Genomic DNA, 26,899 nt, shown 5'->3' on the forward strand with positions numbered 1-26,899 from the left:
AGCAATGCCAGTTTTCGGGAGCATGGTTTCATGATGACCCGCAGAATCGCCCAACTCCTGATCGGCCTCGCAATGTACGGGGTTTCCCTGGCCATGTTCATCCGGGCCGGGCTAGGCCTGGATCCCTGGGACGTGTTCCACCAAGGCGTCGCGGGAAAGATCGGGTGGAGCATCGGCACCGTTGTGGTGGTCGTCAGCTTCCTCGTGCTGCTCCTCTGGATCCCGCTGCGGCAGATGCCCGGCTTCGGAACCCTCGCCAACGCCGTGTTGGTGGGCGTCTTTGCGGATATCGGTCTGGCCTTGATCCCCGCCTTCTCGCATTTAGGCGGCCAGATCGCCATGCTCGCCGGTGCCGTGGTCCTCAACGGCATCGCCTCTGCCTGCTACATCGGCGCTCGGCTTGGCCCGGGTGCCCGCGACGGGCTGATGACCGGTCTTGCCCGCCGCGCGGGGTGGTCTGTGCGCTTGTCCCGGACCTTGATCGAGGTTGTTGTGCTCGGTGTGGGTTGGTTGTTGGGTGGATCAGTCGGCGTGGGAACTGTTGTCTACGCCTTGGCCATCGGGCCCCTAGTGCAGTTGTTGTTGCCCCTGTTCACGGTCCCGGTGAAGGCCTCCCAGAGTTCTCGGGAAGAGGTGCTCGCCGCGCCGTGACCCGGATTCTTCCTGGCGACGCGCAAATTCCCTGATGCCCACGGAATTCCCGCATCGGTAGGAAATTCCCGCATCGCCAGGGAATTCCGGCGTCGCCAGGAATTCGAGCGGCGTCAAGGACCGGGCTGGCACTCCGGGCAGAAGTAGATGGTCCGGTCTTCCAACCCCGACGCCGGTCCCAGCACGCCGCGGCGAATGGGCGTACCGCAGCGAAGGCACGGCTTGTGCTCGCGGCCGTACACCCAGTAGCCAGGACGCAGGGCCCGCGGGCCGAGCGTCGTCCGAGGTCCGGGTCCTAGGTTGGCCTCGAGCAGGACCTTGGCTTCCTCGAGCATCGCGGCCAGATTCAGCACGGCCGATACGGGCGTGGCAGGATGCAACCCGGTCAGGAAACACGCTTCGCAGCGGTAGATATTGCCGAGGCCGGCCACGTTCCGTTGGTCGAGGAGCGCCAGCCCGATCGGAGTGTCCGGCGCGGCTCGCAGCCGACGAACAGCCTCTTCAGCGTCCCAGTCCGGCCCCAGGAGATCCGGCCCAAGGTGCCCCACGGCGCGGGCCTCGTCCGGCGTCGGGATCACTTCGAGGACGCCCAGAGAGAAGCCGACGACGTCGGCAATCGCCGTGCGGAGAACGCACCTGGCCGTGTGGCCGGGTTTCCTCCAGCGGCCCCCGGGGGCATAGACCTGCCAGCTTCCGTCCATTTTCAGGTGCGAATGGATGGTCAGGGCGCGGCGGGGTGGCCCGGCCACCGCCGAACCGGCCTCGTCCGGCGAAGCCGCCGCCGAACCGGCCTCGTCCGGCGAAGCCCCCGCCGGTCCCAGCAATCGCATGAGCAAGTGCTTTCCCCTCGGCACCACCTCGGACACGGTCCATCCGGCCAGGTTCAGCGTGGCAAACCTGGGTACCCGGAAGTCGGAGGAGACGAGTGTCTGGCCAGCGAGGGCCTTGTGCAACTCGGCGGCGGCCCGCCAGATCGAGTCGCCCTCAGGCACGGAGTCCCACTTCAGGCACGGATCCTCAGACCCTTCGGCGTGGAGTACGCCCCGGCAGCCGCAAGCGCAAAAGCCACGGGCGTGTCCAGGAGGTCGTGGCCGTTGACCTTTTCCATGATTAATTTGTCCACGGCTCCCCGGCGCACCACGCCTACGAGCGCCGCAGCGGCAGCCGCCAGGACGGCGTCGTCATGGCTGAAGGTGAGGAGGGTCTTCCCTCCCCGCTCAACGTAAAGGACCAACGCGCCGTCGACCATTACCACCAAGGCTCCGGCCTTCCGTCCCGGACGGTGACCCGACCCGGCGTCGACAGCCAGTGCGGGCCAGGGGAGGGCAGCGCCGTATGGATTGGCGGGATCCGTGGCGGCAAGCGCCAAGGCGACAGGCTCGGCTTTGGCTAGCTGGGCATCTTCCGTGAAGGAGCGCAGGCGGTCCACGGTGGCGGGAACGGCAAACTGGGCGGCTCCGAGATGCTCGATGAAGTAGCCACGGCGGCACCGGCCAGCTTCTTCGAGGCGCGCGAGGACCTTGTACATCAGGCCGAATCCGCCCACGATGTTCTCCACCATGACAGACCCGCGGGTTACAACGCCGTATCTGTCGAGGAGGAGTTCGGCGGTGCCACGCGCATGGATAGTGGGGTCGAGCTCAGGAGCCGGCAACGCCGACCAGCGGCCAACGGCCAGCGGGGGAGTCGGAGCTGTTCCGGCGACCGAGCCGTAGCGTCCGCCCGTGAGTCCCGGCGACCCCATCAAGCCCGTGCCATGCGAGCGGCCGAGCCTGCTCATCCGCAGGGACCTGGCACGCGGCGGCCGGGCGGGCTGTTTGTGCGCTGTGCGGCCTCCGGCAATCATCGCGCGGACAGGGGCGAACGTGTCGCCAGTGATGCGGCCAGCCCAGACCAGGTCCCACAGGGCAGCTACCACGGCGTCGTCGCTGAGCACGGCATCCATGCCGCCCGCAACCTCGGTGAGCTGCCGGAAGAAGTAGGCACCGCCGCCGGACTGCAGATGCTCCAGAAGGCGAAGTTGGGCGTCGCCGGGCGCGAATTCAGGGTCCGGGTTGAGGGTCAGCTCAGCGGCTTCGGCCACGTGGAGGCTGATCCACCCGTCGTTTCCGGGCAACGATCCAGCACCGGACCACAAGACTTCGCCCGCGGCCATGAGCTCGTCCAACATGGCCGGCTGATAGTCGGAGATCCGGCTGGCCAGCACCAAGGGTTCCCACGCCGACGCCGGAACAGGCACGCCGGAGAGCTGGTCGATGGCGGTCATGATGCCGTCGAGCCCACGCAGTGCCGGGGCGCCACGGGAGCGGCCGGTTGCGGGCACGGATACGTTTTGCCAAGCAGGCAGGAACCGGCCGTACGCTGCAGCATCCACGGGCTCCACTTCGGCTCGCAACGCGGCCAGGGAACGACGCCGGAGCTTGCGGAGCACCTCGGAGTCGCACCACTCGCTGCCCGGGACAACAGTGGGAACCTCCGGCGCTACCGCCGGCTCGGGCGGGATCGTTGCCTCGTCGGAAACCACATCCGGCGCACTGGGGTGCGGGCGGAACTCGCCCTCCACCACGCGGCCGTCCGCCGCCAAGCGTTTCAGGGCAGTGCTGACGACGGCGACACCCAGTCCCAGCCTGGCCGCAGCTTCCTCAGCGGTGAAGGGCCCGTGGGTCCGTGCGTAACGGGAGACCAGATCGCCGAGCGGATCGTGGACGGGCTCGATGAAGGCGAGCGGCACACCCATGGGCAGCGGAACCCCAATGGCGTCCCGAAGCCGGGCTGCGTCTTCGATGGCTGCGAATCGTTCCACGCCGCTGAGGGTCACGGTGAGGGCGCGGTTGGCCTTCCGTAACGCCGCCAAATGCGAGGCGGCGGCGACGTGCGACGCCGCCGGATCCGGGGAACTACCCGCTCCTTCTTCGGGCTGCAACCGGGCAGCCACTTCTTCCACGCTCAAAGGGCCCAGCAGGCGCAGCAAGTCGGCGACGCCTTCCATGCCACGGACTTGCCGGTCCGGTGCCAGCCGCTGGAGCTCGAGTTCGGTGGCCTCAATGACTTTCGCGTCCAGGAGTTCGCGCAGTTCCACCCTGCCAAGAAGCTCGTTCAGGAGCGTGGAATCGAGGGCCAGGGCCGCGGCCCTGCGTTCGGCGAGCGGTGAATCGCCTTCGTACAAGTACTGGGCCACGTAGCCAAACAGCAGCGACTTGGCGAAGGGGGAGGGCTGCTGGGTGGTGGTCTGAACCAAGCGCAGTTCCCGGCGCTCGATCGAAGCGGCAATGTCTTTCAACGCCGGGAGGTCGTAGACATCCTGCAAGCATTCGCGCACGGTTTCGAGAACGATGGGGAAGGAAGGGTATTTCTTGGCGACGTCCAACAATTGGGCTGAACGTTGCCGCTGCTGCCACAGCGGTTGCCTTTTCGCTGGATTCTGCCGCGGCAACAAGAGAGCACGGGCAGCGCACTCACGGAAGCGCGAGGCAAACAGGGCGCTGCCCCCTACCTCCGCCGTCACGATCTGCTCGAGTTCCTCCGGGTCAAAGAGGAACAACTCAGCTCCGGGAGGTTCGTCTTCCATCATCGGCACCCGAAGTACGATCCCGTCGTCGGCGGCCATCGCGGAGCCGTCCAGCCCGTAGCGCTGCTGGAGCCGCTGCCCGACCGCGAGGGCCCACGGTGCATGGACAGGCATACCGAAGGGGCTGTGCAGCACCACCCGCCAGTCGCCGAGTTCGTCGTGGAACCGTTCGACCACGAGCGTCCGGTCGTTGGGGACCACTTCCGTGGCCTGCTTTTGCTCGTTCAGATACTGGAGAAGGTTGCGGGCGGCGAAGTCGTCCAGGCCGCTGGCCTTGCAGCGTTCCAGGGCGGGCCCTTGGTCCGAAGCGGAGAGTTCCCGCACGAATGCTCCCAGCGCACGGCCCAAGTCAACCGGACGGCCGAGGGAATCGCCCTTCCAGAAAGGAAGTTTTCCGGGCTGGCCGAAGGCGGGCGAGACGAGGACACGGTCATGCGTGATGTCCTCGATCTTCCAGCTGGTGGCACCCAAAGCGAAGATGTCCCCGACTCGTGATTCGTAAACCATTTCTTCGTCGAGCTCGCCGACGCGTCGGCCGCCTTTGGCAGCGCGCGACGCCGGACTGGGCTCCTGCGCGGACGGTTCTGGAGCGCCGCCAGCTGAAGGAGCACTGCCGGAGCCAGAGCTTTCGGTTCCGATGATGTAGACGCCGAAGAGTCCGCGGTCCGGGATGGTTCCTCCCGAGGTCACGGCAAGGCGCTGTGCTCCTGGCCGGCCCTCGATGGTGCCGGCGTTGCGGTCCCATACGATGCGCGGCCGGAGTTCTGCGAATTCGTCCGATGGATACCGTCCGGCCAGGAGGTCCAATGTGGCTTCGAAAGCGGAGCGGGGCAGGGTAGCGAACGGTGCGGAACGGCGCACTGTGGCGAACCATTCCTCAACATCGATGCTTCCCAGCGCGGTGGCGGCGACGGTTTGTTGGGCCAGGATGTCCAGGGGGTTGGCGGGTACATGCAGGCGTTCGATCTGGCCGCCCAGCATGCGTTCCACGGTGATGGCGGTGTGGACGAGGTCTGCCCGGTGCTTGGGGAAGAGCACGCCTTCGGAGATCTCACCCACTTGGTGGCCGGCGCGGCCCACACGTTGCAGTCCGCTGGCCACCGACGGCGGCGACTCGACTTGGACTACCAGGTCCACCGCACCCATATCGATGCCGAGTTCCAGCGATGACGTGGCCACAACACAGCGCAGCCGGCCGGATTTGAGGTCGTCCTCGATGAGTGCCCGCTGGTCCTTGGACACGGAGCCGTGGTGGGCCCGGGCCAGGACCGGATCGGCGCCACTGGTGCTTCCGGCCTGGGCCATCATGTGCGCGGGAGTCGCCGTCGAGGCCGGAAGCCCCGGGGACGGCGCCCCAAAATCAGCCGGCACCGAGGCCGCCACGGCATCCGCCGCAGCAGAAAATACGTCAACCGCCATGAGTTGGCGTTCCGCGTAGATCTCGTTGAGCCGGGCCGTAAGGCGCTCCGCGAGGCGCCGGGAGTTCGCGAAGACAATGGTTGACTGCTTGGACAGGACAAGATCAACGATCTTCTCCTCTACATGCGGCCAAATGGACGCTTGCGGTTGCAGTCCGGAGGCGGGTCCCGAGTCGAAGGCGCCGGCCGCTCCCGCCAGGTCTGACATGTCTTCCACAGGGACGCTGACGCTGAGGTTCCAGTTCTTGCGCGACGGCGGTGCGACGATTTCCACAGGAGCCGAGCCCGCGAGGAACTGCGCCACGAGTTCGCGTGGCTCCACGGTGGCCGAGAGTCCGATCCGCTGGGCAGGCTTGGGCAGCAGTGCATCGAGCCGCTCCAATGACACCGCGAGGTGCGCGCCGCGCTTGGTGCCGGCAACTGCATGGACCTCGTCCACGATCACGGTGTCCACCTCGCTGAGCGTCTCCCGGGCCTTGGATGTCAGCATCAGGAACAAGGACTCGGGCGTGGTGATGAGGATGTCCGGCGGGTGGCTGAGCAGCGCGCGGCGGTCCGCCGTCGTCGTATCCCCGGAGCGGACGCCGACGCTGACCAGTGGGGCCGGCAACCCGAGCCGTTTGGCGGTTTGCGTGATGCCGATCAGCGGCGAGCGGAGGTTGCGTTCGACGTCGACGCCGAGTGCTTTGAGCGGAGAGATGTACAGGACGCGGGTCTTGCGCTTGGGGGCTTTGGCACGGGCGCGGCCGCTTGTTTCCTCAAGACCCGGAAGGGCGTCCGCCGAGGCAACAGGAGAGACTGACAAGAGCCGGTCCAGGGCCCACAGGAAGGCGGCGAGCGTCTTACCCGAACCGGTGGGTGCCACCACCAGGGCGTGCGAGCCGGACGAAATGGCTTTCCACGCGCCGTCCTGGGCCGGTGTGGGCGCGGTGAAAGCACCAAGGAACCACTCCCGCGTGGCACGGCTGAAGCGGTCCATGGCTGTGTGGCGTGAACCGTCCGGTAGCTCCCGCTCCTGCATTCCTCCATCATGCCTCACGGCACCGACAAGATAAGGAACAGCGCAGGCAGGAACAGCGCAGGATAAGGCTCAGCGGCTAAACCGCCTTATCCCGCCTGGAAGGCTTGGACGCTCAAGAGATTGATATTGGTGTTGCTGCAGGCCGTGCGTTGCTGCGGGATGAACAGTGAGGCAGTGTCCTCGGGTGGGTAGACCCGGAAGCCGGCGGCAGGAACTTGGGTGCATTCGGTGTAGTTGCCGGCTTGGGTGTAACGGAGTTGGGCGAAGCCGGCCTTCCCAGGAGCGAGGACCACTTCTGTCACCGGCTGCGTGTCATCGCGCGAGGCGGCGGCCCCGATCGGATCGCCCGTGGGCGTGGACGTGAGTGAGACGCCCGGGAAGCCATTGAGGACACATGGTTCCGTGCCCGAGTTGGTGAGGATGAGCTTCATGTAGACGCTGCCTGCCGCGCCGCCGCCAGTCGAGTCGACAGAAGCGGTCAGCGAGGCTGCCTTGCAGAGTCCGACGCCGGATGCCGTCGTCCCGGTGCTCGATGGTGTGGCGCTACCGCTTGAAGTCGGAGTGCTCGAGGCCGAGGCGGATGCCGAAGACGAGGCCGAAGCCGTTCCGCTTGGCGTGCCGGTGCCGGTGCCCTGGCCTTGGGCCTGGCCCTGGAAACAGCCAGAGAGCAGGAATACCGAGGCTGCTGCCATGGTGAGCAGGAGACCGTTCTTGACTCGCATATTCGTCATGCGCACAGCATTTCGTCGTCATATGCTCGAGTCAACTGCGGCGCGGCAACGGCGCCGGATTGGCGCCCGGATCGTAATGTTCCCGGGCGCCAACCAGCGGAGTTGTTACTTGGTGGCTGAAGCCTTGGTGGAACGGCTGCGGAAGAAGGCCGCGCCGCCCAACCCGAGGCCTGCCACGCCAGCGATCAGACCGGCCCAGCTGCGCGCCTGCGGTCCGTCGTCGCTCACGGAAGCGGCCTGCTCTGCGGACATTGAAGCGGCCGTGTGGGCGCTGTGGCCATCACCCGCAGCGGCATCCGCAGCGGTGACGGCCACCGACGGCGCCGGAGCCTTCAGGGAGTGCGGATCCTGGCCGTCCTTGGGGATTTCAGCCCAGTTTGTCTGCCCTTGCTCGCAGTTCTGGAGCGTGGGGAAGTAGAGGGTCTTGCCGGCAGTGTCGGGCAGCTTGACGGACAAGACCAGGGCATCGCGCTGGTGCGGGTCCAGCGGGGCCTTGGCCGTGTAGACGATCTGGCTGGTCCGCTTGGTGATGGAGGTGCCGTCGGCCAGCTTCTTTGGCTCGGCCAGGGTCTGTGTGACCTTCTCGATGGTCCAGTTGGGGTTCACCGTGGGCGTGGCGTCCGTCAGTTCCTCCGGCAGGTTGATGGTCACCTTGGTGGTGCCTGACGTGTCGCAGCCGTGGGGTACCCCGAAGGTCAGCAAGGCGTAGGAGTTTGCCGTGGTCTTGTCCGGATTGATGGATACGTGTGCCGAGGCGCCTGCGAGGCCGGCCATCATCAATGCGGCGGTGCCGCCGGCGATTGCCGTGGCAGAGAGGGCACGGCGGAAGGAGGACTTTTTCATGGTTGTTGCCTTTCAATGGGCGCGCGAAAGCACGCCAAAGTACGGGGATGTGCCCGTCACCAGTTGAAGGCGGTGCCGGGCGGAGTCAGGAGAGTACGACGACGGCGGGCGGGCCGCGTCTGCTGTCTTGCCTGAGGTTCCGCCACGGGCGGGGGATGAAAACGGTAGGTGCGCTGAACGCAACAGCCGAGCTGCCGGCGTCGGGCCTGAAGACCCGGCAAATGAGCCGCAGGAGGGGCCGGAGCCACGCCGCGAGCTGCCACAGAGCTTGCTCGCCCTTGGCCAAAAGCAAAGCCGAGGCGGCAGTCGCGAGGGCGTGGCCGGTCAGCATCAACCAGCTGAGGGGAGTGTCGGCCTCGTGAAAATGTACTGTTTCGGCACCTAGAGGCGGGGAAAGGTGCTCGGCTGCCAAGTGGTGCGCCAGTGAGCCCGGAGCCGGGGCGGTGAGCGGGGCAAATGCCGTGAACGCTTCGTGCAGGGCAAGCTGGCCGGCTCCCAGGAGTGCGGCTATAGCCGGGAGTCCAAGTTTGAACCGGGTGGCCAAGGTGGTGATAAGACCGGTCAAGGCAAGGACGGCCAGCAAGACCGGCGCGACGGGAAGCGCACCGCCGGCGAGGACGTGGGCCCCTGCCGCAAGGGCAACAATGGCGACGGCAAGAGCGCCGGAACGCATGGCATGGAAGGGTGTCCGGGCATGCGATGCGCGCACGGGTTCCTCCCTCGGTAGCGGTCAAGCGCGTGGCTGACCGGCCGGTTCCGGCTGGTCAACCTGGATATTCTATCGGTGGTTCGTGGCTGGGCTGCCGTCGGATGGGTCGTGTGACGGGGTTCTGCTAGCCAGGGTGGACCGGGCCCGGCTCGAAATTGTCTTCCATGGCAAGAACCAGGGCGAGCGCCGGGATCACACACTGGATGACCACCGGGGTAACTGTGTAGTGGGTGTCCACGGTGACGAGGCCAAGATCGGCGAGCCTGGCCAGTTCGCGGCGTGCCCGCATCGCCTCGAACGCGGGCAAGACCTCGTCCGCCGAATCGTTCTCTGCCGCCCTGTTGACTTCGTCCACACTGACGGGCTCTTCAATGGTTCCCTTCAATAGGACCCTGGCTAGAGTTTCGTTTTCCCGGGGACCTTCCTCCCGCATGCTGCCGGACTCCATCACGGCACTGGCAAGGAGTACCGCCAGGAACTCTCGCCGGATCTGAAGCCTCGAATCGAGGTCCTGGGAGTGCCACGATTCGGCGCCAGCGCCAGGCACCGCGCGCGTCGACCCAATCGACAGGATACGGGTGCCGACCATGGCAGCCCAGATATCGCTTAGTACGGGAACTTCGTGCATGGAGCCGACTTCAAATGACTCAGGATCGCCTCCGCCCTGGACTTCACCCTCCGGGAGAGGCTGTTTCCCCGTCCTTTTCCCTCTGGCCTTCACCCCTACTGCTCCGGCAGCACCTTCAATGTCCTTCAGCCGGAGCACGCCAGTGCTCGTGACATCCTTTCCGGCTCCCAGCCACTCCAGCAATCGTCCGGTCAACTGGAGAACGGGGAGTTCCTGGAACGCCCGGTCCTGCTCCTCGTCGGAGAGGTCCGGAATGTCGCCGGGAAGATCCATTTCCCCGGCAGCTTCTTCGCTAAGGAGCATATGGACGACGAAGTAGTCCTCCTCGGTCCCTGACCAGCGGCCCGTTTCAAAGAGGAATTCAACGTAAAGGTGGAGGTAATCGAAGATCTCGACAAGCGCCTCATCGCTGTCAGGCTCGTCAAGCATGTCGGCAAGGGCAAGTGCCGCATCGTCCAAGCTGTCAGCGTCGATCTTGGTGGCGGAGCTTTCTTCGCTGATCGCGTGCCATGCCGTGATGAAGAGTTTGACGATCTGCAAGCACCTCAGGGCGTCTTCGGCGTCACTGAATCTTTCGTACCAGTGAACGAAATCCGGGGTGAAGGAGTCGACTACACGATGGTTGAGGACCAACTGCAAAGGCATTTTCGGGGCCGAAGGCACTGCCTTGAGGTGCCCGCCGCGGGCCTTTGGTTTTTTCGTTTTCCGGCTCATGGCCACTCCTTCATTTCCCCGGCGCTTAGCTACCGCAATGACTGACGTTACCCGACGCAGTATGCAGGTTTCGGGAATCAGGCAGTTATTGCCGGACCACCTTCCGACGGCTTTCCGGCTTGTCCTTTGCCAGATTGGCCTTTGTCGGTCGGCCCCTCGCTCTTTGGCCCGTCGCCCGCGCTTTCCGATGCGGTCTCCGAAAATGTGCGGGCCGCCCGCGAGCCGGCGATGGTGCTTGCCGCGATGCTGATGAGGGCTCCCAGGATCATGGCCGCGGCTTCTCCCGGTTCCAGCAAATGCAGTTGCGAGCCGATGGTGGCGGCGGCAACCGGCACTCCCAATTGGGACGCCGCCAGCACCGCGAGCGGCAGGGGCTGGCCGAGGAACCGGAGGCTTCCATGCACCAACAGGGTTCCCAGGCCAAGGCAGACCCCGAGGAGAATCATCCGCGGACTCCCAGCGAGGGTACGCAGGTCAAGCGATGCGCCTAGCCAGACGAAGAACACGGGCCCCAGGAAGCCGTCGCTGACGGCGAAGAGTTGGTGCGCCAGGCGCCGGGGTTCGCCTACGGCCGACACCACCAGGCCGAAGGAGAACCCGGCCAGCATGATGGATACGTGGCCCAGGACCGCCAGCCCGGAAAGTGCGAAGAGCAAGGCCAGCTGGATCCGCAGCTCCAGCGCGAATTTCCGGTCTTCGGACATGTCATGTAGCCGTCCGCGGTTGCCGCTGCTCTCAAGCCAGCGAAGCACGAAGAACAAGACCAGCGCGCAACCCGCGACGACGGCTGCCCCCACGGCCGCCCGGGCAGCGTTGGGCGGGTCAACAGCCAGCGGAAGCGCCACAATGCAGGCGATGTCCGCTACCGCAACCTGCGCCGTCGTCGTCAGGACCTTAGGCCCTGTCAGCCGCAGCGAGTCGACGATCGGCAAGACCAGGGCGGCAGAGGAGGAAGCGAGCAGAACGACATAAAGGGGGGCATGTCCGGTGCTGAAGGCAAAAGCGATGACGATTCCGACGACGGCGGCCAGCACCGCGGCGATCCCGGCACGCAAGGCGCCGCCACCGAGTGCGGGACGGATGGCTTTGTCCCGTACGGGGACATGGGTCCCGGCGACGAACATGATGAGGGCGAACCCGACGTCGGCCACGAAAGTGAAGGTGGGGTCCGAGGAGTCCACCAGCCCGAGCCCGGTCCGCCCAATGGCGATCCCTGCCAGCAACTGTCCCAGCACCACGGGAAGGTGCCATTTCCGAGGCAGGGCCAGCAGCGGTCCGAGGAGCGCGACTGCGGCGATCAGCGCAAGCTGAAAGAACGACACGTTCCTCCTTTTACCGGCCTTGCCGTTGTTCTGCGGTGGTTACCGGGGTGCATCAGCCAGTTTGAGGGGAATATCGGTGTTCTCGTCCGTGTAGTAGCTTGCGCACACCCGGTGGTATCCATCGGCCACCTGCGCGGGAATGCCCCGGGCCAAATCGCCCCTGACCATGAGGATGGGCGAGAGCCTCTTGCCCTCCTTGATCTTCTTCAGGTCCGAGGCCACGTGGGCGTTGTCCTCGGGCAGCAGCACCAGCCGGGCGGCCCGGAGGATGTCCTTGGCCTTGCGGTGCTGGATGGGAGCGACCATGAGCGACGCGACAATGGTGGCAACGACGTCGTCGGACTCAAGCAGGGACAGATAGTTCGCCGCCCCCGGATAGTCTTGCTCCTCAGGCTGCGGCAACCAGCGGACATCGCCCTTGTAATCGTCAGGCATGGGTTGTACTCCTTGGCCAGCGGTATCGGCTTGCAAACGTGGGCGGCGCCGGACGGGGGATCTTGGAAAGGTCCGTGCCGGGACGTCGTCGTCGTAATTCCAGGGCGAGGCTTTCTTGACCGCGGGCCATCGCCCAAAGGTGGTTCGCGGAAAAGGCGGGCTTGAGCAGCCAGCTTAGCCGCCGGAGGAGGGGTTTCGATGCGCTGACCCGCCAGTCATAAGTGACCACCGTTTCTGGCCCGTCCTGTTCAAAGGTCCAGCGCCCGGTGCCGTTCAAGTCACCGCTCGCGGATATCGCGAAACCTTGCTCCGTGATGGGCTCGGTGACCGTGAACCTCCAGCGCAGGGTGTACGGCAGCCAACCCTTCGTATGTAAGGTGAAGGCCTTTCCCGTGCCGTCGGCGTTCCCCGGATCCAGCGGAACAACCCTCAAATACACCGAGGGCCACCAACGGGCCAACGTCCCGGCATCGCCCAAAATATCCATGACCTCACGAGGGGTCCCCGCGACGCGCCAGACGGTAAGGAATTCGTAGTCGGTGCTGCTCTTGGAAGTGCCGCCCATTGCTGCCTCCACGGCGCGGATGGATAGTGGACTCACAGTACTCACGCCGTTGCACGCGGTCAACGGCCCGGTTCGGCATGTTCGCGGGCCCCTACGCCCGGACTGATTCTTCCCGGATCGTTTATTCCCGGACCGTCACGGTCAGGCGCTGGATGTCATTGTTTCCCATGCCTTGGTAGTTCCACTCGGGCGCCTCAGGCTGCGTCTGCCCGGTGGAGTCCGTTGCACGGCATGCCAGGTCGTGGGAACCGGGTGTTGCGATCCACGTGAAGGTCCATCCGCGCCATGCATACCGGCCGGCGGGCGCTTGGAGCTGCGCCTTCTCCCATATGCCGTCCACGCAGACTTCCACGCTGTCCACGGTTCCGTTCCCGGACCAGGCCCGGCCGCTGAGCTGGACCGGCCCCGCGTCCACGGTGCGTTGGCGCGTGAAGAAATCGGGAACGCCAGGTGGAACCATGAGGGCCCGGACCTTGATCCGCTGGACGGGTTCGCCGGGATCGTCCGCGTTGTGGGTGTACCGGTAGGAGCCGAGCTGTTGGTAGCCGTCGAAGCTGTGGTCAATTGCCTCGATGGATTGCAGCCATTTGACGCTCGTCATCCCGTACCAACCCGGAACCAGCAACCGGACAGGGTAGCCATGCTGTGGCGGCAATGGTTGGCCGTTGACCTCATAGGCGAGCAGAACGTCGTCGGACATTGCTTCCGCGAGCGTCAGGCTGCGCGCGTACTGATGCTCCACGCCGCCCTGGATCCCGCGGTCCGCCCCCGTGAAGCCGAGCTCGACGGCGTCGGGTGAGACTCCGGCGTCGAGCAGCAACGGTGCGAGCGGGGTACCGGTCCACTCAGCCGTGCCGATCCCACCCTGGTCCCACGGCTGGCTCACAGGCCGCGGTTCCAGCCGCGAGCGGCCGTTGCCGGCGCACTCCATTGTGACGGCCTGGGTGCGGCGCTCGCGGTGTTGGAGGTCAGGCAGGGTGTACTCGTGCGGATGGTCCACGAGTCCGCCAATATTCAAGCGCCAAGAAACGGGATCGATCCGGGGGACGTCGAAATGGACCAGGAGATAGTGCATGCCCAGCGGTGTGACGGGCCATCGGAGCATCTCCAACGGCATGGCGTGGTTGCGCGAAGCCAGTTGCAGTTCTTCGCGGGTGATGGGACCGGTTGTTGGAGTGGCCGGTGTGGTTGGTTCTGTCGGAGCAGCAGGGGCGGTGGGGGCCGGGGTGGCAACAGCGGCGCCTTCCGCTGTGCGGCGGGTGTTGACGCTCATGCTCCCAGTATGGGCGTCGTCCGTCGAGGTGTCATTACTCGAGTTGCTTCCATCGTCTGCGCGCCTCGCAGGCTCCCGGGTGCTGCGACGGTAGAAATAGGGAGGCTGGCCAGGAACCTCTCATTTCGTGCCGGCGCCGCGCTCCCAATTCGTGCAACCACAGGAAAAATGATCTTTTCACGCAAAACCCATGTCCTTCTCGCTGCCATCCTCATCGGGTTCATTGTGGTCGGAGGGCTCTGGTACGTGGGCCAGCAACAGGCCCACGCGACGGCGGCCTCCCGTGATGCCACAGCGTCGCCGACTGTCGCCGCAGACGCAGGGGACGACGTCGAGCCCGTCCAGCCGGGCGAGACAGCACCTGCCGCCGCCCCCAACACCGCAGTGGAGCAGGAAGCCGCGCCAAAAGCCATCCATTCACCGGACAAAGTCAGCCGGGATATCGCGCTCTCTCCCAATCAGTGCAAAGTGCGGACACTGAACGCCGCCAAAGGCGAGGTTCTTCCTGACCCATCGTGCACACCCGGTGCCATTGATCCGGCGGTGAGCGAAGAAAACATCGGCAGCACGATCTGCCGGTCCGGTTACACTGCCACTGTCCGCGCCCCTGCCTCGGACACGGACAAGGTCAAGAAGCTCAGCCTCCAGCAATACGGCCTGGTTCCGGCTTCTTCCACAGAATTCGACCACCTGATCAGCCTCCAACTCGGTGGCACCAACGCGGTCTCCAATCTGTGGCCCGAGCCGAACCGCGAGGGCGCCCCGGGCACCACCAACCCGAAGGATGCCATTGAAACGCGGCTCAACAAGGCCGTTTGCTCCCACCGGATTGCCCTCGCGGACGCCCAGAAAGCCATCGCCCATAATTGGGTCACCGCAGAGAAAGAACTGGGTTTGTAGGGACGTTCCCCCGGCCCCGCACGGCCCGGCTGACCCGGCCCCGCACGCCCTGCTGGGGAGGGCTGCCCGCGCGGCCCGGCTGGTAGCTTGGTGCTACCCCTTCCCAAGGAGACCTGACCATGGCACGCCCGCTCAAACCCCTGATCTCCATCGACGCCGTGGTCACGGCCGCTTTGGAACTCATCGACGAGACGGGCGATTTCAGCCTCCCCAAACTGGCCGCGCGGATTGGCGTCAGCCAGTCCTCCATCTACAACCATGTATCCGGCCGGGAAGAGATCCTGGAACTGGTACGGGGCCGCATTACTGAGGGCGATTCCTCACCCCTCGACCTGCCCCTTGACGGCGATGCCACGTGGGAGGACGTGCTGCGGTCTGAGATCCGTACATATAGGGAGAACTTTGCCCGGCATCCCCGCACGGCGCCGTTGCTGGTGATGCAGACTGTCCGGAACGCCCACGTCATTGCCCTCTACGAGCGAATGGCTTCCGTCCTGGAGGAAGCCGGATTTAGGGGCGCCGACGTTGCCTCAGCCCTTGCCATGATCGACAGTTTCGCCATCGGAGCGGCATTGGACCTGGCCGCCCCCGGCAATGTTTGGGACGTGGCGCCGGGGACCGACTCGGCGCTGGGACGCGCTGTCGAAGGGGCCTCGGAACTCGCCGACAGGGCCGGAACGGCTTTCGAGTTCGGCCTTGAGGTCCTGATTGACGGCCTGCGCTTGCGGCAGGGCCGCGTCACCCGCACATAGGGGCTGTTTCCGACCGGGCTTGTGCCCGAAGAGATTGCTCGCCATACTAAACGAAAGTCTTTCGTTTAGTAATTGAGGAACCCACGTGAGCGCCAAGCAACGCACCCTGTACCGAAACGCCAAGATCTTCACTGCGAACGGGCCTGCTACGGCAGAAGCCATGCTTGTTGAGGGAGAGGGACTTGCCTACGTGGGGAGCGAAGCCGAGGCGATTCGGCTGGCCGCCGCCGTCTCCGGCGCGCACAACGGCGGTGCTCGCCACTCCGGCGCTCAGGCACCGGCGGCCCCCGCCGCCGTCGTGGATCTGGGTGGTGCATTTGTGCTCCCTGGTTTCATCGACGCGCACACGCATATCGTGATGATGGGCCAGACCATGCAGAAGGTTGCCTTGCGCGACGCCGCCAACCTTGAGGAGATCCAGCTCCGCCTCAAGGAAACCGCCGCTGCGAATCCGGAGGCCCCGCGCATCCTGGGCACCAGTTGGCTCTTCTCGGCTATCCCGGGCGGTGCGCCGACCGCGGCGATGATCGACGCCGTCGTGCCTGACCGCCCGGTGTACCTGGACGCGAACGATCTCCACTCCATGTGGGTCAACACCGCCGCGCTGGCCGAAATGGGCATCGACAAGGACACGCCGGACACGCTGGGTGGCAGGATCCTGCGCGATCCGGAAACGGGCGAGGCAACCGGGTTGTTGGAGGAAACCGCGATGCACGAGTACGCGTGGCCAAAGCTGGCTTCATTGACCACCGATGAGCAGCGCGACGAGCACTTGGCCACGGCATTCGAGCACTACTTGTCCACAGGAGTCACCAGCGGAATCGACATGGCGCTGGTGGAGGACGAGCTTGCCTCAATGCGCCGTGCGGTGGTCAAGGGAGGGGGCACGCTGCCCCTGCGTGTCAACGCCCACTGGCTGGTGGCTCCCACCGGAAACCATGAAGAGAACCTTGCCCAGGTGGCCCGCGCGGCGGAATTGAGCCGCGAGGTGAATACGCCGTGGTTGCGGGTGATTGGCATCAAGATCATCGCGGATGGGGTGATTGACGGCTGTACAGCTGCCATGAAGGAACCGTATGCGGATGGCAGCAACGCGGAGCTGATTTGGCAGCCCGAGTTCCTCAATCCGGTGGTTGCCGCCGCGGATGCCGAGGGCCTCCAGGTCGCCATCCACGCGATCGGCGACCTCGCGTCCGAGGCGGCCCTTGACGCCTTCGAGTACGCCAACCGAGTGAACGGCCCCAGGGATCGGCGGCACCGGATTGAGCACATGGAGACCGTGACCAAGGAAAGTATCGAACGCCTTGCGCGGTTGGGTGTGGTTGCTTCCATGCAGCCCGTCCACGCGGATCCGGCCGTCCAGGAGAACTGGCGTGCCATGCTGGGCGACGATCGCATTGACCGCGCCTACCCGTGGACGGAGTTCACCGACGCCGGCGCCACCCTGGCGTTGGGATCGGACGCTCCCACCGCCCCGCATCAACCCTTGCCCAACATGTTCGTCGCGACCACGCGGAAATCGGCCTTGGACGCGAGCCTGCCGGCCAACCTGCCGAAGTACGCCCTGGAGCTGGCCGACGCGCTCAGCCATGCCACCCGCGATGCCGCCTACTCATGCCGCCGGGAGGCCGAACTGGGCACGCTCGCCAGCGGGATGCTCGCGGACTTTGTGGTGCTGGATACCAACCCGTTCGACGCCGGATTGGACTCGCTGCTGACGGCGTCAGTCGCGCTCACCGTGGTGGGCGGGGAGGTGCGGTACCGGGGGTAGGGGACTGGGGTTACATCGGATCTACCGGCGTCATAAATCGACTGGTTGTTGCACCTATTGCGCGTTTATCCAGCCGACATGTAGTTTGCTCTCAGATATCCGTGCTTTGGGGGAACGGTCTATTTTGGGGATCCCACGCACTTCCTTCTGGTGAAAGTGGTCCCGTGGGTTCTCGGTCTTCGTTCCTCTTGCGTGCTTTGTGTGGTTTGTCGGTAGTTGCGGGCCTTTTGGCGGCTCCCGGGCCGGCCTGGGCTGGACCTTCCCCTGCCGGCCTCGGCACCGGAATGATTGGTCCTGTCACGGAAAGTGTCGCCAAGACCCAGGCAGCCCAAAGCGGGACCGACGTTGTGGTTGACTCATTGACCACTCCCACAGAGCAGACGGTGGCCCACCCGGACGGGACGTTCACGCGGACGGTGAACACAGAGCCTGTCCGGATGCAGACCGGCGGTGGCTGGCAGGATATTTCGACCGATCTGGTCCAGGCCACTGAAAACGGGCAGCCGGTCCTCAAGCCCAGAATGGCGCCCGTTGACGTTACGCTCGGACGTGGCCGAACCTCGCAAATGGCGAGTGTGGACGACAAGCACGGGCACTCGATCCGCCAGTCCTGGCCTTTCGGGATTCTGCCCGAACCTGTGGTTCAAGGCAACACGGCAACCTACTCATCGGTGCTGCCGGGGGTGGACCTTATTCAGGTCACTCACAAAACCGGCGTCTCCCAAGTCCTGAAGATCGCCACGGCCGCGGCCGCCAAGGACCCCCGCGTATCGCAGATGCGCATCCTCCTGGACGCGCAGAACGCCAGCGTCCAAACCGAGGCCGGCGGTGGGCTGGAAGCTAAAGGGAAGGACACCGGCAGCACGGAACTCCGCACAGCCGCGGGCCAGTGGTGGGATTCCTCGCAGACCGGAGCTTCCGCCACGGACCCCGGGGGTCCCGGAATCACAAGGTCGTTCTCTCTGCGACTCGGCAGTGAGAATGGCAAGCAGACCCAGGTCTTCGGCATGAACGAGATCCTGAACACCCCGAACCTGCAATACCCGTTGTATGTAGATCCGGACTGGTCGGTGACCAGGGCGTCGTACCTGTACGTCGACAGCGCCTACCCAAACACGCCCTACTGGAACGGCCAGTACACGGACTCCACGGTGCACGTCGGATACCTGCCGGCGTCCTGGGCCCCGGATGGGGTGCAGCATGTGACCCGCGGGTACTACCAGTTCGCGACCCAGCCCATGGTAGGCAAAGTCATTCTCGCCGCCCGGATGAATGCGTGGGAAAGCTGGGCCTCCTCGTGCACCGCCACCCCGGTGGACGCGTGGGTCACCGGCGGAGTCAGCCCGGGGACCACGTGGAACGCCCAGCCCGGGCTCGTCGGAAAAGTTGACTCGAAAACGGTGGCCATGGGCTACCCGGGATGCGCGGCTGGGACCGTCGGGTTCGACTTGATGGCGCTGAAGAGCACGCTCGCACAGGTGGGCCAGTGGACGGTGTCGCTGCGGGCCGGCAACGAGGGCGACCCGTTGGGTTGGAAGCGGTTCAACAACGACGCCTCGGTCATCGTCACCTACGACACACCACCTACAACACCGAATATCTGGACGATATCCCATGCGCTGTGGACCGGAGCGCCCTTCGCGTCCACGTATGTGACGAGGGACCGTCAACCGATCTACACGGTTGGTGCCAGTGATCCCGACGGCAACGCGGGCGGGCCAATCCAAGTGTGGTTCAGCGTGTTCAACAGCTCCGGACAAGTCATGTTCAGCACAACGACCCCCGTGACAGTGCCCGGATCAGGTGGATACCCGAGCTGGCAAGGCGGAGTGCTTCCCGACGGGAAGTACCAGCTCCAGGCCCAATCCAACGATTCGCAAGGACAGGTGTCCGGCGTGATGCAGTTCTACTTCACCGTGGATACGACCCCGCCTGCGCCGCCGGTGATCACGCCGCCGTCGTCCATTACGACTGTCTCCGGCACCAACACGGGCACGGACAAAACCCCTGCCCCAAACGAAGGCACGGTCGGTGTCACATCGTACGGTTTCACGTTGAGCAACAACGGCCCGTATTCCGCGAAGGGTTTCGTGTACGCGGTCACGAGTGCGGACGCCACTCCGGCCTTCCCGGGGACCGTCAGCTGCGAGACGCGGCTCAGTGAGTTCGTGGTGAAATGCCCCGACGGCGGCCGCACCCAGCCGATCACGATCGGGGCGATCGACAAGCAAACCAAGCTGACCGTGTGGTCCTTCGACTACGCCGGCAACGTCAACCAACAGGTGAACAGCACCCCGGTCTCGTACACGTTCACTGTACCCAAGACGGCCACTGACCCGTCGACCATACTGGCGGCGACGCCGCGGGGCGGCGCGTCGTGGGTGGATATCGAGACCAACGCCCACTCGCCTGCCCCGACCGGGTCCTGCCAGGGAAGCGTGGACCCGGCCAGCGTGCCCGAAACCAGCAAAGCCCTCCAGCTCAACGCCGCTGGACAGTACGCCGATACGGTCTCGGCCGCGGTGGACACCGCCCGAAGCTTCAGCGTGTCCGGCTGGTTCTGCCCCACGACACCGACCGGCGGCAGTTTCCAGTCCCTGATCACGCAGATGGCCGGCACGGGTTCCCCGGGCGGGGCGCTGCGGCTCAGCAGCGGGGGGTACGCCGAGTTCGATACCTGGTCCGCGGCCAACAGCGGCGGCCAGGACTCGGTCCAGCGCACAGAGGGGCTTTCACCCAATATCTGGTATTTCGTTTCCGCGGTCTACGACAAGATCAACCAGCAGTTGCGCATCTCTATGACTTCGGACGGGTCCACCACCACCTGGACCACGGCCACCTCAACGCCGGCCCACCTGACGGCACCGGCCACCCAGCCCGTGCTCCTCGGGGCAGCCGGAACAGGAGGGCTGGGCCAATTCACCGGCCAGATCCTGAACCCCGTGATGACCCAGGCCGTCCTGATCCCAACCCAGTTCGCCAATGCGCAAAACAACTTCACCAGCACGGATACGGGAGTCCTCAAATGAGCAAAGTCCGGTTCAGACAGGCCCACGGGTCTGTTGTTCTTGCGGTAGCCGCCGCTGTGGTCACTGCCACCGCGGGACTGTTCGCAATCAACGTAGACCACTCGGTTGGGTGGTCGCCCCACCTGCCCGAGCCCGTAGCCGCCGTCCAAGTGATCCCCTGGACTGAAACACCCCAGACTGCCGGGGCTGGCCGTCCGTTCCTGGATGGGGCCGACCCGGCCGCCACCCACGGGACCGTGACGGGTACGGGTCCGGCTACCGGTACAGGCACCCCTGCCAGGGCCTCAATGGTCGGCACCGAGCTGAGTGTGAAGACCGCTAGCTTCACTGGCAGGGCGCCCCTGGCCGCTCCGGTCCAAGGCAATGACAAGGGCTCCGGTGACTTCACCGGGCTGCCCGGGGCTTCCTCCGGGGCGTGGGGTGTCAAAGGCCAAACCGGTGGGTTCACCTGGAGCTACCCCTTCACTGCGCGGAAGGCTCCCGCCGGTCCGACGCCTTCGCTTGCCCTGGCTTATGATTCCTCCACGATCGACGGGCTGACGAGCTCGACGAACAACCAGGCTTCGGTTGTCGGCGACGGCTGGTCTCTCGCCGGTGCCGGGTCAATCCGGCAAAAGTTCGCTCCCTGCATGGACCAGGGCGTATCCGGTTCCTATGATCTGTGCGGGGCCGTCGGTGGCCAGCAGTTCAGCATCTCGTTCGGGGGGCGTTCCGGGCAGGTCATCAAGGACGCCGCCACCGGGACGTACCGGCTGCAGAACGATGACAACACCCGCATCGAATATTTGACCGCGGCGGGTGCCAATGGCACCTTTGACGGTGGCTACTGGAAACTGACTGACACGTCCGGGACGCAGTATTTCTTCGGCCGGAACCATCTGCCCGGCTGGGCAACAGGGAAGGCCTCGACGAACTCCGCCGACACGGTCCCGGTGGGGGCCGCGAACGCGTCCCAGCCCTGCGCGGCCGGGAGTTTCGGGGCGTCGCTGTGCCAGCAGGCCTATGCCTGGAACCTGGACTACGTTGTTGACATTCAAGGGAACTCCCAAGCGTTCTACTACGCCCAGGACGCCAACAACTACTCTTCCCAGGCCGGCACTGGCGCCCTGAAGAGCTATATCCGTTCCAGCCGCCTGGTCCGCGTGGACTACGGCATGCGCACCGGGTCCGAATTGGACACCCCGTCCCCGCTGCGCATCGAACTGGGCTACACGCCCCGCTGCACAGGGGTCGATTGCAGCAAGGGCAGCGACGTTCCCACCAGCTTCGCTTGCGCCCCGACTGGGGGGTGCACAGTCTACTCGCCCACCTTCTACGGTGACCAGCGTCTCCTGACCGTCACCACCAGGACCAATACCGGCCCCACGACGTACCAGGACGTGGACGTTTGGAACCTGCACCATTCCATGCCGGACCCCGGCGACACGACCAAACCGGCCCTGTGGCTGGGCTCGGTGGATCATCAGGGAGCCAACACGGCCACCGGAGTGGGCGGGGTTATTTCGGATCCGGGTGTGGTCTTCGGTGGCCAGACCTTGCAGAACCGGGTCTGGGTCGTCGACGGACTCGCACCCCTTGACCGGTACAGGATCTCCTCGATCAAAACCGTCACCGGTGCCACGATCGCGGTTACCTACCAGGCACCCGAATGCACTCCCTCAAACCTTCCGGCTTCGCCCGAGACGAACACCAAGCGCTGCTTTCCGCAGTGGTGGGCGCCCACCACTCCTCTTCCGCAACCGGCACGAATGGACTACTTCCACGTCTACCCGGTCGCGTCCGTGTCCACAAACGCTGGCCCGGGCGGTTCCGGAAGTCCGGACATGCTCACCCGCTATGAATACCAGGGCACGCCGGCCTGGAAATACGCCGGTCCAGCTTTCGTGACCGGTGTCGGCGGCTCCCAGCTGACCTGGTCTGTGCTGGCCGGATGGGGCAAGGTCAAGACCATCACCGGCAACGCCCCCGTTGCCGGGCAGAACCCCACCAGCATCACCACGTACCTGCGTGGGCTGGACGGAACACCGTCGAACGGAAGCGGCGGGACAGTCTCGGCGTCCGTGACCGCCTCGGATGGCACCACCATCACCGACTCACCATGGCTGGCAGGCTCTGCGGTCGAAACCCAGAAATTCCTGGGCGAGAGCGGCGCGCAGCTGAGCACCGCGATCAGCATTCCCTGGTCCTCGGCCCCGACCGCGACCGGGGCTGCGGGCACCGGTGCCGCACAGGCACGCCACACCGGCACCGGGACGGTGAAGAGGATCATCGCCAGCAGCACCGGGGCCGGCACCCGCACCACCACGACCACCAACACCTTCGATGCCCTGGGCCGGAGCACGTCCGTGTCCGATTCCGGGGAAACCGGCGGAACCCCCGGCAGCTGCACCGTCACGGTATTCGCGGACAACACCGGCGTGAACCTCCTGGCCCTGCCCGCGACCGTCTCCACCTACGCCGGACCCTGCACCGGGGCCGGGGCGCCGGCCGGGAACCTCCTCAGCGCCGTGCAGACCCTCTACGACACCTCCACAGCCGCCACCCCCGGAGCCCCCGGTTTCCAGGCACCGACCCTGGGCAACCCGGTCCGCACCGATACGGCTACTGCCGTCACCGGCACGACCGTCACGACCTGGAAGACCGGTCCGACGCTGGCCTATGACGGCCTGGGCCGGACCGTCAGCTCCACGGATAACACCACCGGCACCGCCCGCACCAGCGCCATCGCCTACACCCCTGCCACCGGGCTGCCTGCCACGGTGACCACCACCAACCCTCTGGGCTGGACCACCACTACGGCCTTCGAAACCATCCGGGGCAACAAGACCACCGGCACGGACGAGAACGGAAACGTCACCAGCTACCAGTACGATGCCTCCGGCCGGGTCACCGGAGTCTGGGACCCTATGCGCCCTCAGGCAACCAATCCTGCCCCGACCCAGGCAACGGCGTATACCATCTCCCAAACCGCACCGTCATCGATCATGCGCACCAACATCAACGGCATCGGTGAAGCGGTCATCAGCTACGACATCTACGACGGACTGGGGCGGATCCGGCAAACCCAGAAATCCTCCCCGGGCGGCGGAACCATCGCCACCGACACTTACTACAACACCACCGGCGCCAAACGGCTGGTCAACAACGACTACTACTACGCCACCAACCCGGGATCCACCCTCATGGTCCCCAACATGGCCCTGCCGTCCTCGGACCAATATGACTACGACGGCGCCGGTCGTCTCATTACCGAGACAGCCCTGGCCAACGATAATCAGGTGCTCTGGGCAACGAACATCAGCTACACGGGCGCGGACACCACCACGACCACGGGTCCCGGGAACGAATCCGCCGCCCGCACCATCGTCAACGCCGCCGGCAAAGTAGCGTCACGCCTGCTCTATCACGGCACCACCCCCACGGGCACCCCCGACACCACCAGCTACGCCTACGACGCCCTGGGCCGGATGACCACCATGACGGACACCGCCGGCAACCAATGGTCCTGGGCCCTGGACGCCGCCGGACGGCAGATATCCGCCACCGATCCGGATACCGGGACCGCGGCCACCGGCTACGACGCGTCAGGGCGGGTCGCGACGAGAACGGACGCCGCCGGGACCGTCACGAGCTACAGTTACGACACGCTGGACCGGGCCATAAGCACCAGTGTCACCCCGCAGGGCGGCACAGCCCACACCCTCTCGACAAGCACGTTCGACGGCGAGAAGAAGGGCCGGCTCAGTACCGCGACCCGGTACAACGGCCCCAACTACGATCAGGCCGTCACCACGGCCGTGTCCGGCTACAACGCCGCCTATCTGCCCAAAACCAGCACGGTGACCCTGCCGGCAGCGTTGACCGGGTACGCCGGAAGCTACACGACCTCCAGTTTCTACACGAAGACTGGTAACCTCAGCGCCCAGACCAGCCCGGCGATCGGTGGCTTCGCTGCGGAAACCGTCTATTCCTTCTACGACTCGTTCGAGAATCCCATTACGGTCAAAGACCAGGCCGGGAACTTCCTGGTCGGTTCGACCCAGTACGGTCATCTGAACCAGATCGCCACCTACCAGCAGTTCGACCGGAACAACAACAGCATGACCCTGGACACCACCGGCGTGAACCAGGTCTACTATTCCTGGGATGCGACCACGGGGCGTCTGGCGAACCAGTCCGCGACGAACATCGCCAAGGGCGTCACCGCGGACCTGGGGACCATCAATTACACCTACACCCCGTCGGGGAAGCTGAGCGCCCGGGAACAGTGGTTCCCGTCCCGGGCCGGGCAACCGGATGATTACCAGTGCTACGGCTATGACTATGCTTCCCGTCTTGCGGCGGTCTGGACGGCGGGCGCGAAGAACTGCAGCACCGCCCCCACCCCGGCGTCGACGTCGGTCACGGGGCTGGGTGGTCCGGCACCGTATGCGCAGACGTTTGCGTACACGCCGTCGGGGGACCGGTCCCAGGTCAAGCGTTTCGATGCCGCGGGGAATCTTGCGGTCACGGAGAGTTACGCGTATCCGGCGGCGGGTCAGCCGGGTCCGCACCGGGTGCAGTCGATGACGTCCACCCCGGCCACCGGGTCACCGACGACCAGCACGTTCTCCTGGGATGCGGCGGGGCGGATGACGGGCCGGGCGGGGGAGACCCTGTCCTATACCCCGGACGGGAAACTCGCCGCCACCACGGGCACCAGCACGCTGCCGGCGAATCCGAATCCTTCCGCTGCGGCGGGGACCCCGCCGGGTCCGGTGGCCGGGTCTGCCGGGAGTGCCGGGGCCAGGTATTACGACGCCGGTGGGAACCTTGTCGGGCTCACGGACGGGACCGGCACCACGGTCACCCTCGGGGGTGTCACCGCGCATTCGACCCCGGGCGGGGTGAAGACCGTCACGAAGGCCTACACCTTCGCGGGCAAGACGATCGCGCAGCGCACCGCGGTCGGGGGAACGGTGAAGCTGGCCTTCATCCTCGGTGACCGCCTGAACACCGCCCAGACGATTGTGCAGCCCACGAAGGGGGCGACGCTGGCCACGGCGCAGACCCGGTACACGGACCCGCTGGGCCTGGCCCGGGGCGCGACCCAGGCCGCGACCGGTTCCGGGGCGTACGCGACCGCGCCGGCCGGAACCACCGGTGTGGGATCCAACGCGGCCAACCCCGGCGGGTACGGCGCCATCAACGGGTACATCGGCGGGCTCGCCGACACGGTCAGCACCCTGACCCACCTCGGCGCCCGCGACCTGGACCCCGTCCTCGGGGCCTTCACCAGCCCGGACCCGATCCTGAAACGCGACGAGGCGAACAACTTCTCCCCCTACGTCTACGGCGAGGCCGACGCCATCAACAACTCCGACCCCTCCGGACTCATGATCCTCGGACCCGCCATCGAAGACGGAGGATCCTGGTTCGGAGCAGGAGCCACACCAGGCGTGGCCGCGCCTTACGTTCCAGCTGGGCCATATGCTCCCGGCTACACGGCTCCAGCACCTGGATCGTGGAAGTTCTACATCGCACCCTCCTGGACCAGAACAACCCCCGCCTCGCCGGCGTCGCCCACAGATGCCATAGACGGCGTAAAAGGTCCATTGAGCCTCACCCAAACGGTAGATGCGATGAACGGAGGCCCGGCACCCGATGGCACCAGCCGCTGGCAAAACCTCGCAGCGATCGCCGGAATGTTCGTCCCGGGCGGCATAGGCAAGATAGGCGCCGCGGAAGCGTCTGCGGCGGAAGTCGCAGGAACCGTAAGGATCCCTGCTGGCTCGACGGCTGATGCGGCGACCTCCGGTAGCCGAATCACGTCGTCTGTGCGTGGACGATACTTCCAGAGTGGTGCAGAGCCGCCGACTTGCGCCTACTGCCAGCAGAATCCGGCTGAACATCTTGATCACGTGATTCCGCGTGTCCAAGGCGGAGACTTGACGCCTGAGAATCTGGCCCCGGCGTGCGCGTGGTGCAATTTGTCGAAGGGCTCCAGAGTGGCGCCGGCGAACCCCCCTCCGGGCTATGTCGGCGAATGGCCACCACCGTTCTGGCCTTCGCGGATGTCTGACTGGTGGACTTCGACCTACGGCGGCCCGTGATGACCAAGATCGCGACTCATCCGAACCCGGTGCGCCGACCAACGCCGAGTTTCATGCTGCGCGCCGTGGTCGATGGCGTCGGGGGCGGCGATAGTTTCGAGCAACTCTGGACCGAGCGAGTGGGGGACGATCGCTTCGAGCTTTCTTGCATCCCGTTCTTCGCCTATGACATGGCTCTCGGCGATGTTGTGCGCGCCGAGGCTGCGAACGGCTATGTGATCCAGTCTGTCGTGCAGCGATCGGGCAACGGCGTCGTGAGGGTCGCCGTCAAGCGACCCGAGGACGTCAACGCGGTGCACCTGCGGCTACATGACCTACTCGGCCGGTTGGAGTACTTGTGCGAGTGGTTTTCGCCGGGCTATGTGGCCATCAGTCTTGAGCCGGGGCGGTCACACGAGGAGTTTTTCGCCGGACTCGCCGAGTTAGGCGAGAGTGTGGAGATCGAACAGATTCTGATCTAAAGCCTAAACTTGCCGA

General features: G+C 65.5%; 17 protein-coding genes. 7 read left to right on the top strand and 10 right to left on the bottom strand.

Features of this window, described 5'->3' with window-relative positions; translation table 11 throughout:
- Positions 1-30 precede the first annotated feature (30 nt).
- Positions 31-651: a membrane protein YczE gene (gene yczE / locus ACX5I4_RS01955; protein WP_461835178.1), complete on the top strand. Its 621-nt coding sequence runs from the start codon at positions 31-33 to the stop codon at positions 649-651.
- 113 nt (positions 652-764) lie between these two features.
- On the opposite strand, the gene ACX5I4_RS01960 is transcribed toward yczE, so the two are convergent.
- The 10 genes from ACX5I4_RS01960 to ACX5I4_RS02005 all read right to left on the bottom strand — a co-directional run bounded on the left by ACX5I4_RS01960 (position 765) and on the right by ACX5I4_RS02005 (position 13,878).
- Positions 765-1,643 (bottom strand): Fpg/Nei family DNA glycosylase, encoded by an 879-nt coding sequence (locus ACX5I4_RS01960; RefSeq protein WP_461835179.1) that lies wholly within the window; start codon positions 1,641-1,643, stop codon positions 765-767.
- An 11-nt stretch (positions 1,644-1,654) separates the two neighbouring features.
- The gene (locus ACX5I4_RS01965; protein ID WP_461835180.1) at positions 1,655-6,658 is read right to left on the bottom strand and encodes a DNA glycosylase AlkZ-like family protein; all 5,004 of its coding nucleotides are present in this window, start codon (positions 6,656-6,658) and stop codon (positions 1,655-1,657) included.
- 86 nt (positions 6,659-6,744) lie between these two features.
- Positions 6,745-7,389 carry a DUF4232 domain-containing protein gene (locus ACX5I4_RS01970; protein WP_461835181.1) on the bottom strand — a complete coding sequence of 215 codons (645 nt, stop codon included), beginning with the start codon at positions 7,387-7,389 and terminating at the stop codon, positions 6,745-6,747.
- 105 nt (positions 7,390-7,494) lie between these two features.
- Entirely contained in the window at positions 7,495-8,232 is a 738-nt protein-coding gene (locus ACX5I4_RS01975; protein WP_461835182.1) for a YcnI family copper-binding membrane protein, read from the bottom strand.
- Positions 8,233-8,317: 85 nt separating this feature from the next.
- The gene (locus ACX5I4_RS01980) at positions 8,318-8,941 is read right to left on the bottom strand and encodes a hypothetical protein (RefSeq protein ID WP_461835183.1); all 624 of its coding nucleotides are present in this window, start codon (positions 8,939-8,941) and stop codon (positions 8,318-8,320) included.
- A 124-nt stretch (positions 8,942-9,065) separates the two neighbouring features.
- The gene (locus ACX5I4_RS01985; protein WP_461835184.1) at positions 9,066-10,283 is read right to left on the bottom strand and encodes a hypothetical protein; all 1,218 of its coding nucleotides are present in this window, start codon (positions 10,281-10,283) and stop codon (positions 9,066-9,068) included.
- A 77-nt stretch (positions 10,284-10,360) separates the two neighbouring features.
- Positions 10,361-11,605, bottom strand: coding sequence for a cation:proton antiporter (locus ACX5I4_RS01990; protein WP_461835185.1), 1,245 nt, complete (start codon positions 11,603-11,605; stop codon positions 10,361-10,363).
- Between the two features lie 39 nt (positions 11,606-11,644).
- Positions 11,645-12,040 (bottom strand): hypothetical protein, encoded by a 396-nt coding sequence (locus tag ACX5I4_RS01995; protein WP_461835186.1) that lies wholly within the window; start codon positions 12,038-12,040, stop codon positions 11,645-11,647.
- Positions 12,033-12,605, bottom strand: coding sequence for an SRPBCC family protein (locus ACX5I4_RS02000; RefSeq protein WP_461835187.1), 573 nt, complete (start codon positions 12,603-12,605; stop codon positions 12,033-12,035). Before ACX5I4_RS02000 ends, ACX5I4_RS01995 begins: the two co-directional genes overlap by 8 nt.
- 121 nt (positions 12,606-12,726) lie before the next feature.
- A complete protein-coding gene (locus tag ACX5I4_RS02005; protein ID WP_461835188.1) occupies positions 12,727-13,878 on the bottom strand; it encodes a sulfite oxidase in 1,152 nt (383 codons plus the stop codon).
- A gap of 168 nt (positions 13,879-14,046) precedes the next feature.
- On the opposite strand from ACX5I4_RS02005, the gene ACX5I4_RS02010 reads away from it, so the two are divergent.
- The 6 genes from ACX5I4_RS02010 (at position 14,047) to ACX5I4_RS02035 (ending at position 26,883) form a co-directional block, all read left to right on the top strand.
- On the top strand, positions 14,047-14,778 hold the full coding sequence (locus ACX5I4_RS02010; RefSeq protein WP_461835189.1) for a hypothetical protein: 732 nt from the start codon (positions 14,047-14,049) through the stop codon (positions 14,776-14,778).
- A 119-nt stretch (positions 14,779-14,897) separates the two neighbouring features.
- Positions 14,898-15,530 carry a TetR/AcrR family transcriptional regulator C-terminal domain-containing protein gene (locus ACX5I4_RS02015; protein WP_461835190.1) on the top strand — a complete coding sequence of 211 codons (633 nt, stop codon included), beginning with the start codon at positions 14,898-14,900 and terminating at the stop codon, positions 15,528-15,530.
- 85 nt (positions 15,531-15,615) lie between these two features.
- Positions 15,616-17,301 carry an amidohydrolase gene (locus ACX5I4_RS02020; RefSeq protein WP_461835191.1) on the top strand — a complete coding sequence of 562 codons (1,686 nt, stop codon included), beginning with the start codon at positions 15,616-15,618 and terminating at the stop codon, positions 17,299-17,301.
- Between the two features lie 164 nt (positions 17,302-17,465).
- Entirely contained in the window at positions 17,466-20,330 is a 2,865-nt protein-coding gene (locus tag ACX5I4_RS02025) for a hypothetical protein (protein WP_461835192.1), read from the top strand.
- Positions 20,327-26,422, top strand: coding sequence for an RHS repeat-associated core domain-containing protein (locus tag ACX5I4_RS02030; protein ID WP_461835193.1), 6,096 nt, complete (start codon positions 20,327-20,329; stop codon positions 26,420-26,422). The genes ACX5I4_RS02025 and ACX5I4_RS02030 overlap by 4 nt, the downstream gene beginning before the upstream one ends.
- Entirely contained in the window at positions 26,422-26,883 is a 462-nt protein-coding gene (locus ACX5I4_RS02035) for a DUF4265 domain-containing protein (RefSeq protein WP_461835194.1), read from the top strand. The genes ACX5I4_RS02030 and ACX5I4_RS02035 overlap by 1 nt, the downstream gene beginning before the upstream one ends.
- Positions 26,884-26,899 lie beyond the last annotated feature (16 nt).

This window comes from Arthrobacter sp. MMS24-S77 (assembly GCF_054888235.1).

Coding starts and splice junctions, on each gene's coding strand:
- yczE (WP_461835178.1), top strand. CDS start 31: ATGATGACCCGCAGAATCGCCCAACTCCTGATCGGCCTCGCAATGTAC.
- ACX5I4_RS01965 (WP_461835180.1), bottom strand. CDS start 6,658: ATGCAGGAGCGGGAGCTACCGGACGGTTCACGCCACACAGCCATGGAC.
- ACX5I4_RS01970 (WP_461835181.1), bottom strand. CDS start 7,389: ATGACGAATATGCGAGTCAAGAACGGTCTCCTGCTCACCATGGCAGCA.
- ACX5I4_RS01975 (WP_461835182.1), bottom strand. CDS start 8,232: ATGAAAAAGTCCTCCTTCCGCCGTGCCCTCTCTGCCACGGCAATCGCC.
- ACX5I4_RS01985 (WP_461835184.1), bottom strand. CDS start 10,283: ATGAGCCGGAAAACGAAAAAACCAAAGGCCCGCGGCGGGCACCTCAAG.
- ACX5I4_RS01995 (WP_461835186.1), bottom strand. CDS start 12,040: ATGCCTGACGATTACAAGGGCGATGTCCGCTGGTTGCCGCAGCCTGAG.
- ACX5I4_RS02000 (WP_461835187.1), bottom strand. CDS start 12,605: ATGGGCGGCACTTCCAAGAGCAGCACCGACTACGAATTCCTTACCGTC.
- ACX5I4_RS02005 (WP_461835188.1), bottom strand. CDS start 13,878: ATGAGCGTCAACACCCGCCGCACAGCGGAAGGCGCCGCTGTTGCCACC.
- ACX5I4_RS02010 (WP_461835189.1), top strand. CDS start 14,047: ATGATCTTTTCACGCAAAACCCATGTCCTTCTCGCTGCCATCCTCATC.
- ACX5I4_RS02015 (WP_461835190.1), top strand. CDS start 14,898: ATGGCACGCCCGCTCAAACCCCTGATCTCCATCGACGCCGTGGTCACG.
- ACX5I4_RS02030 (WP_461835193.1), top strand. CDS start 20,327: ATGAGCAAAGTCCGGTTCAGACAGGCCCACGGGTCTGTTGTTCTTGCG.
- ACX5I4_RS02035 (WP_461835194.1), top strand. CDS start 26,422: ATGACCAAGATCGCGACTCATCCGAACCCGGTGCGCCGACCAACGCCG.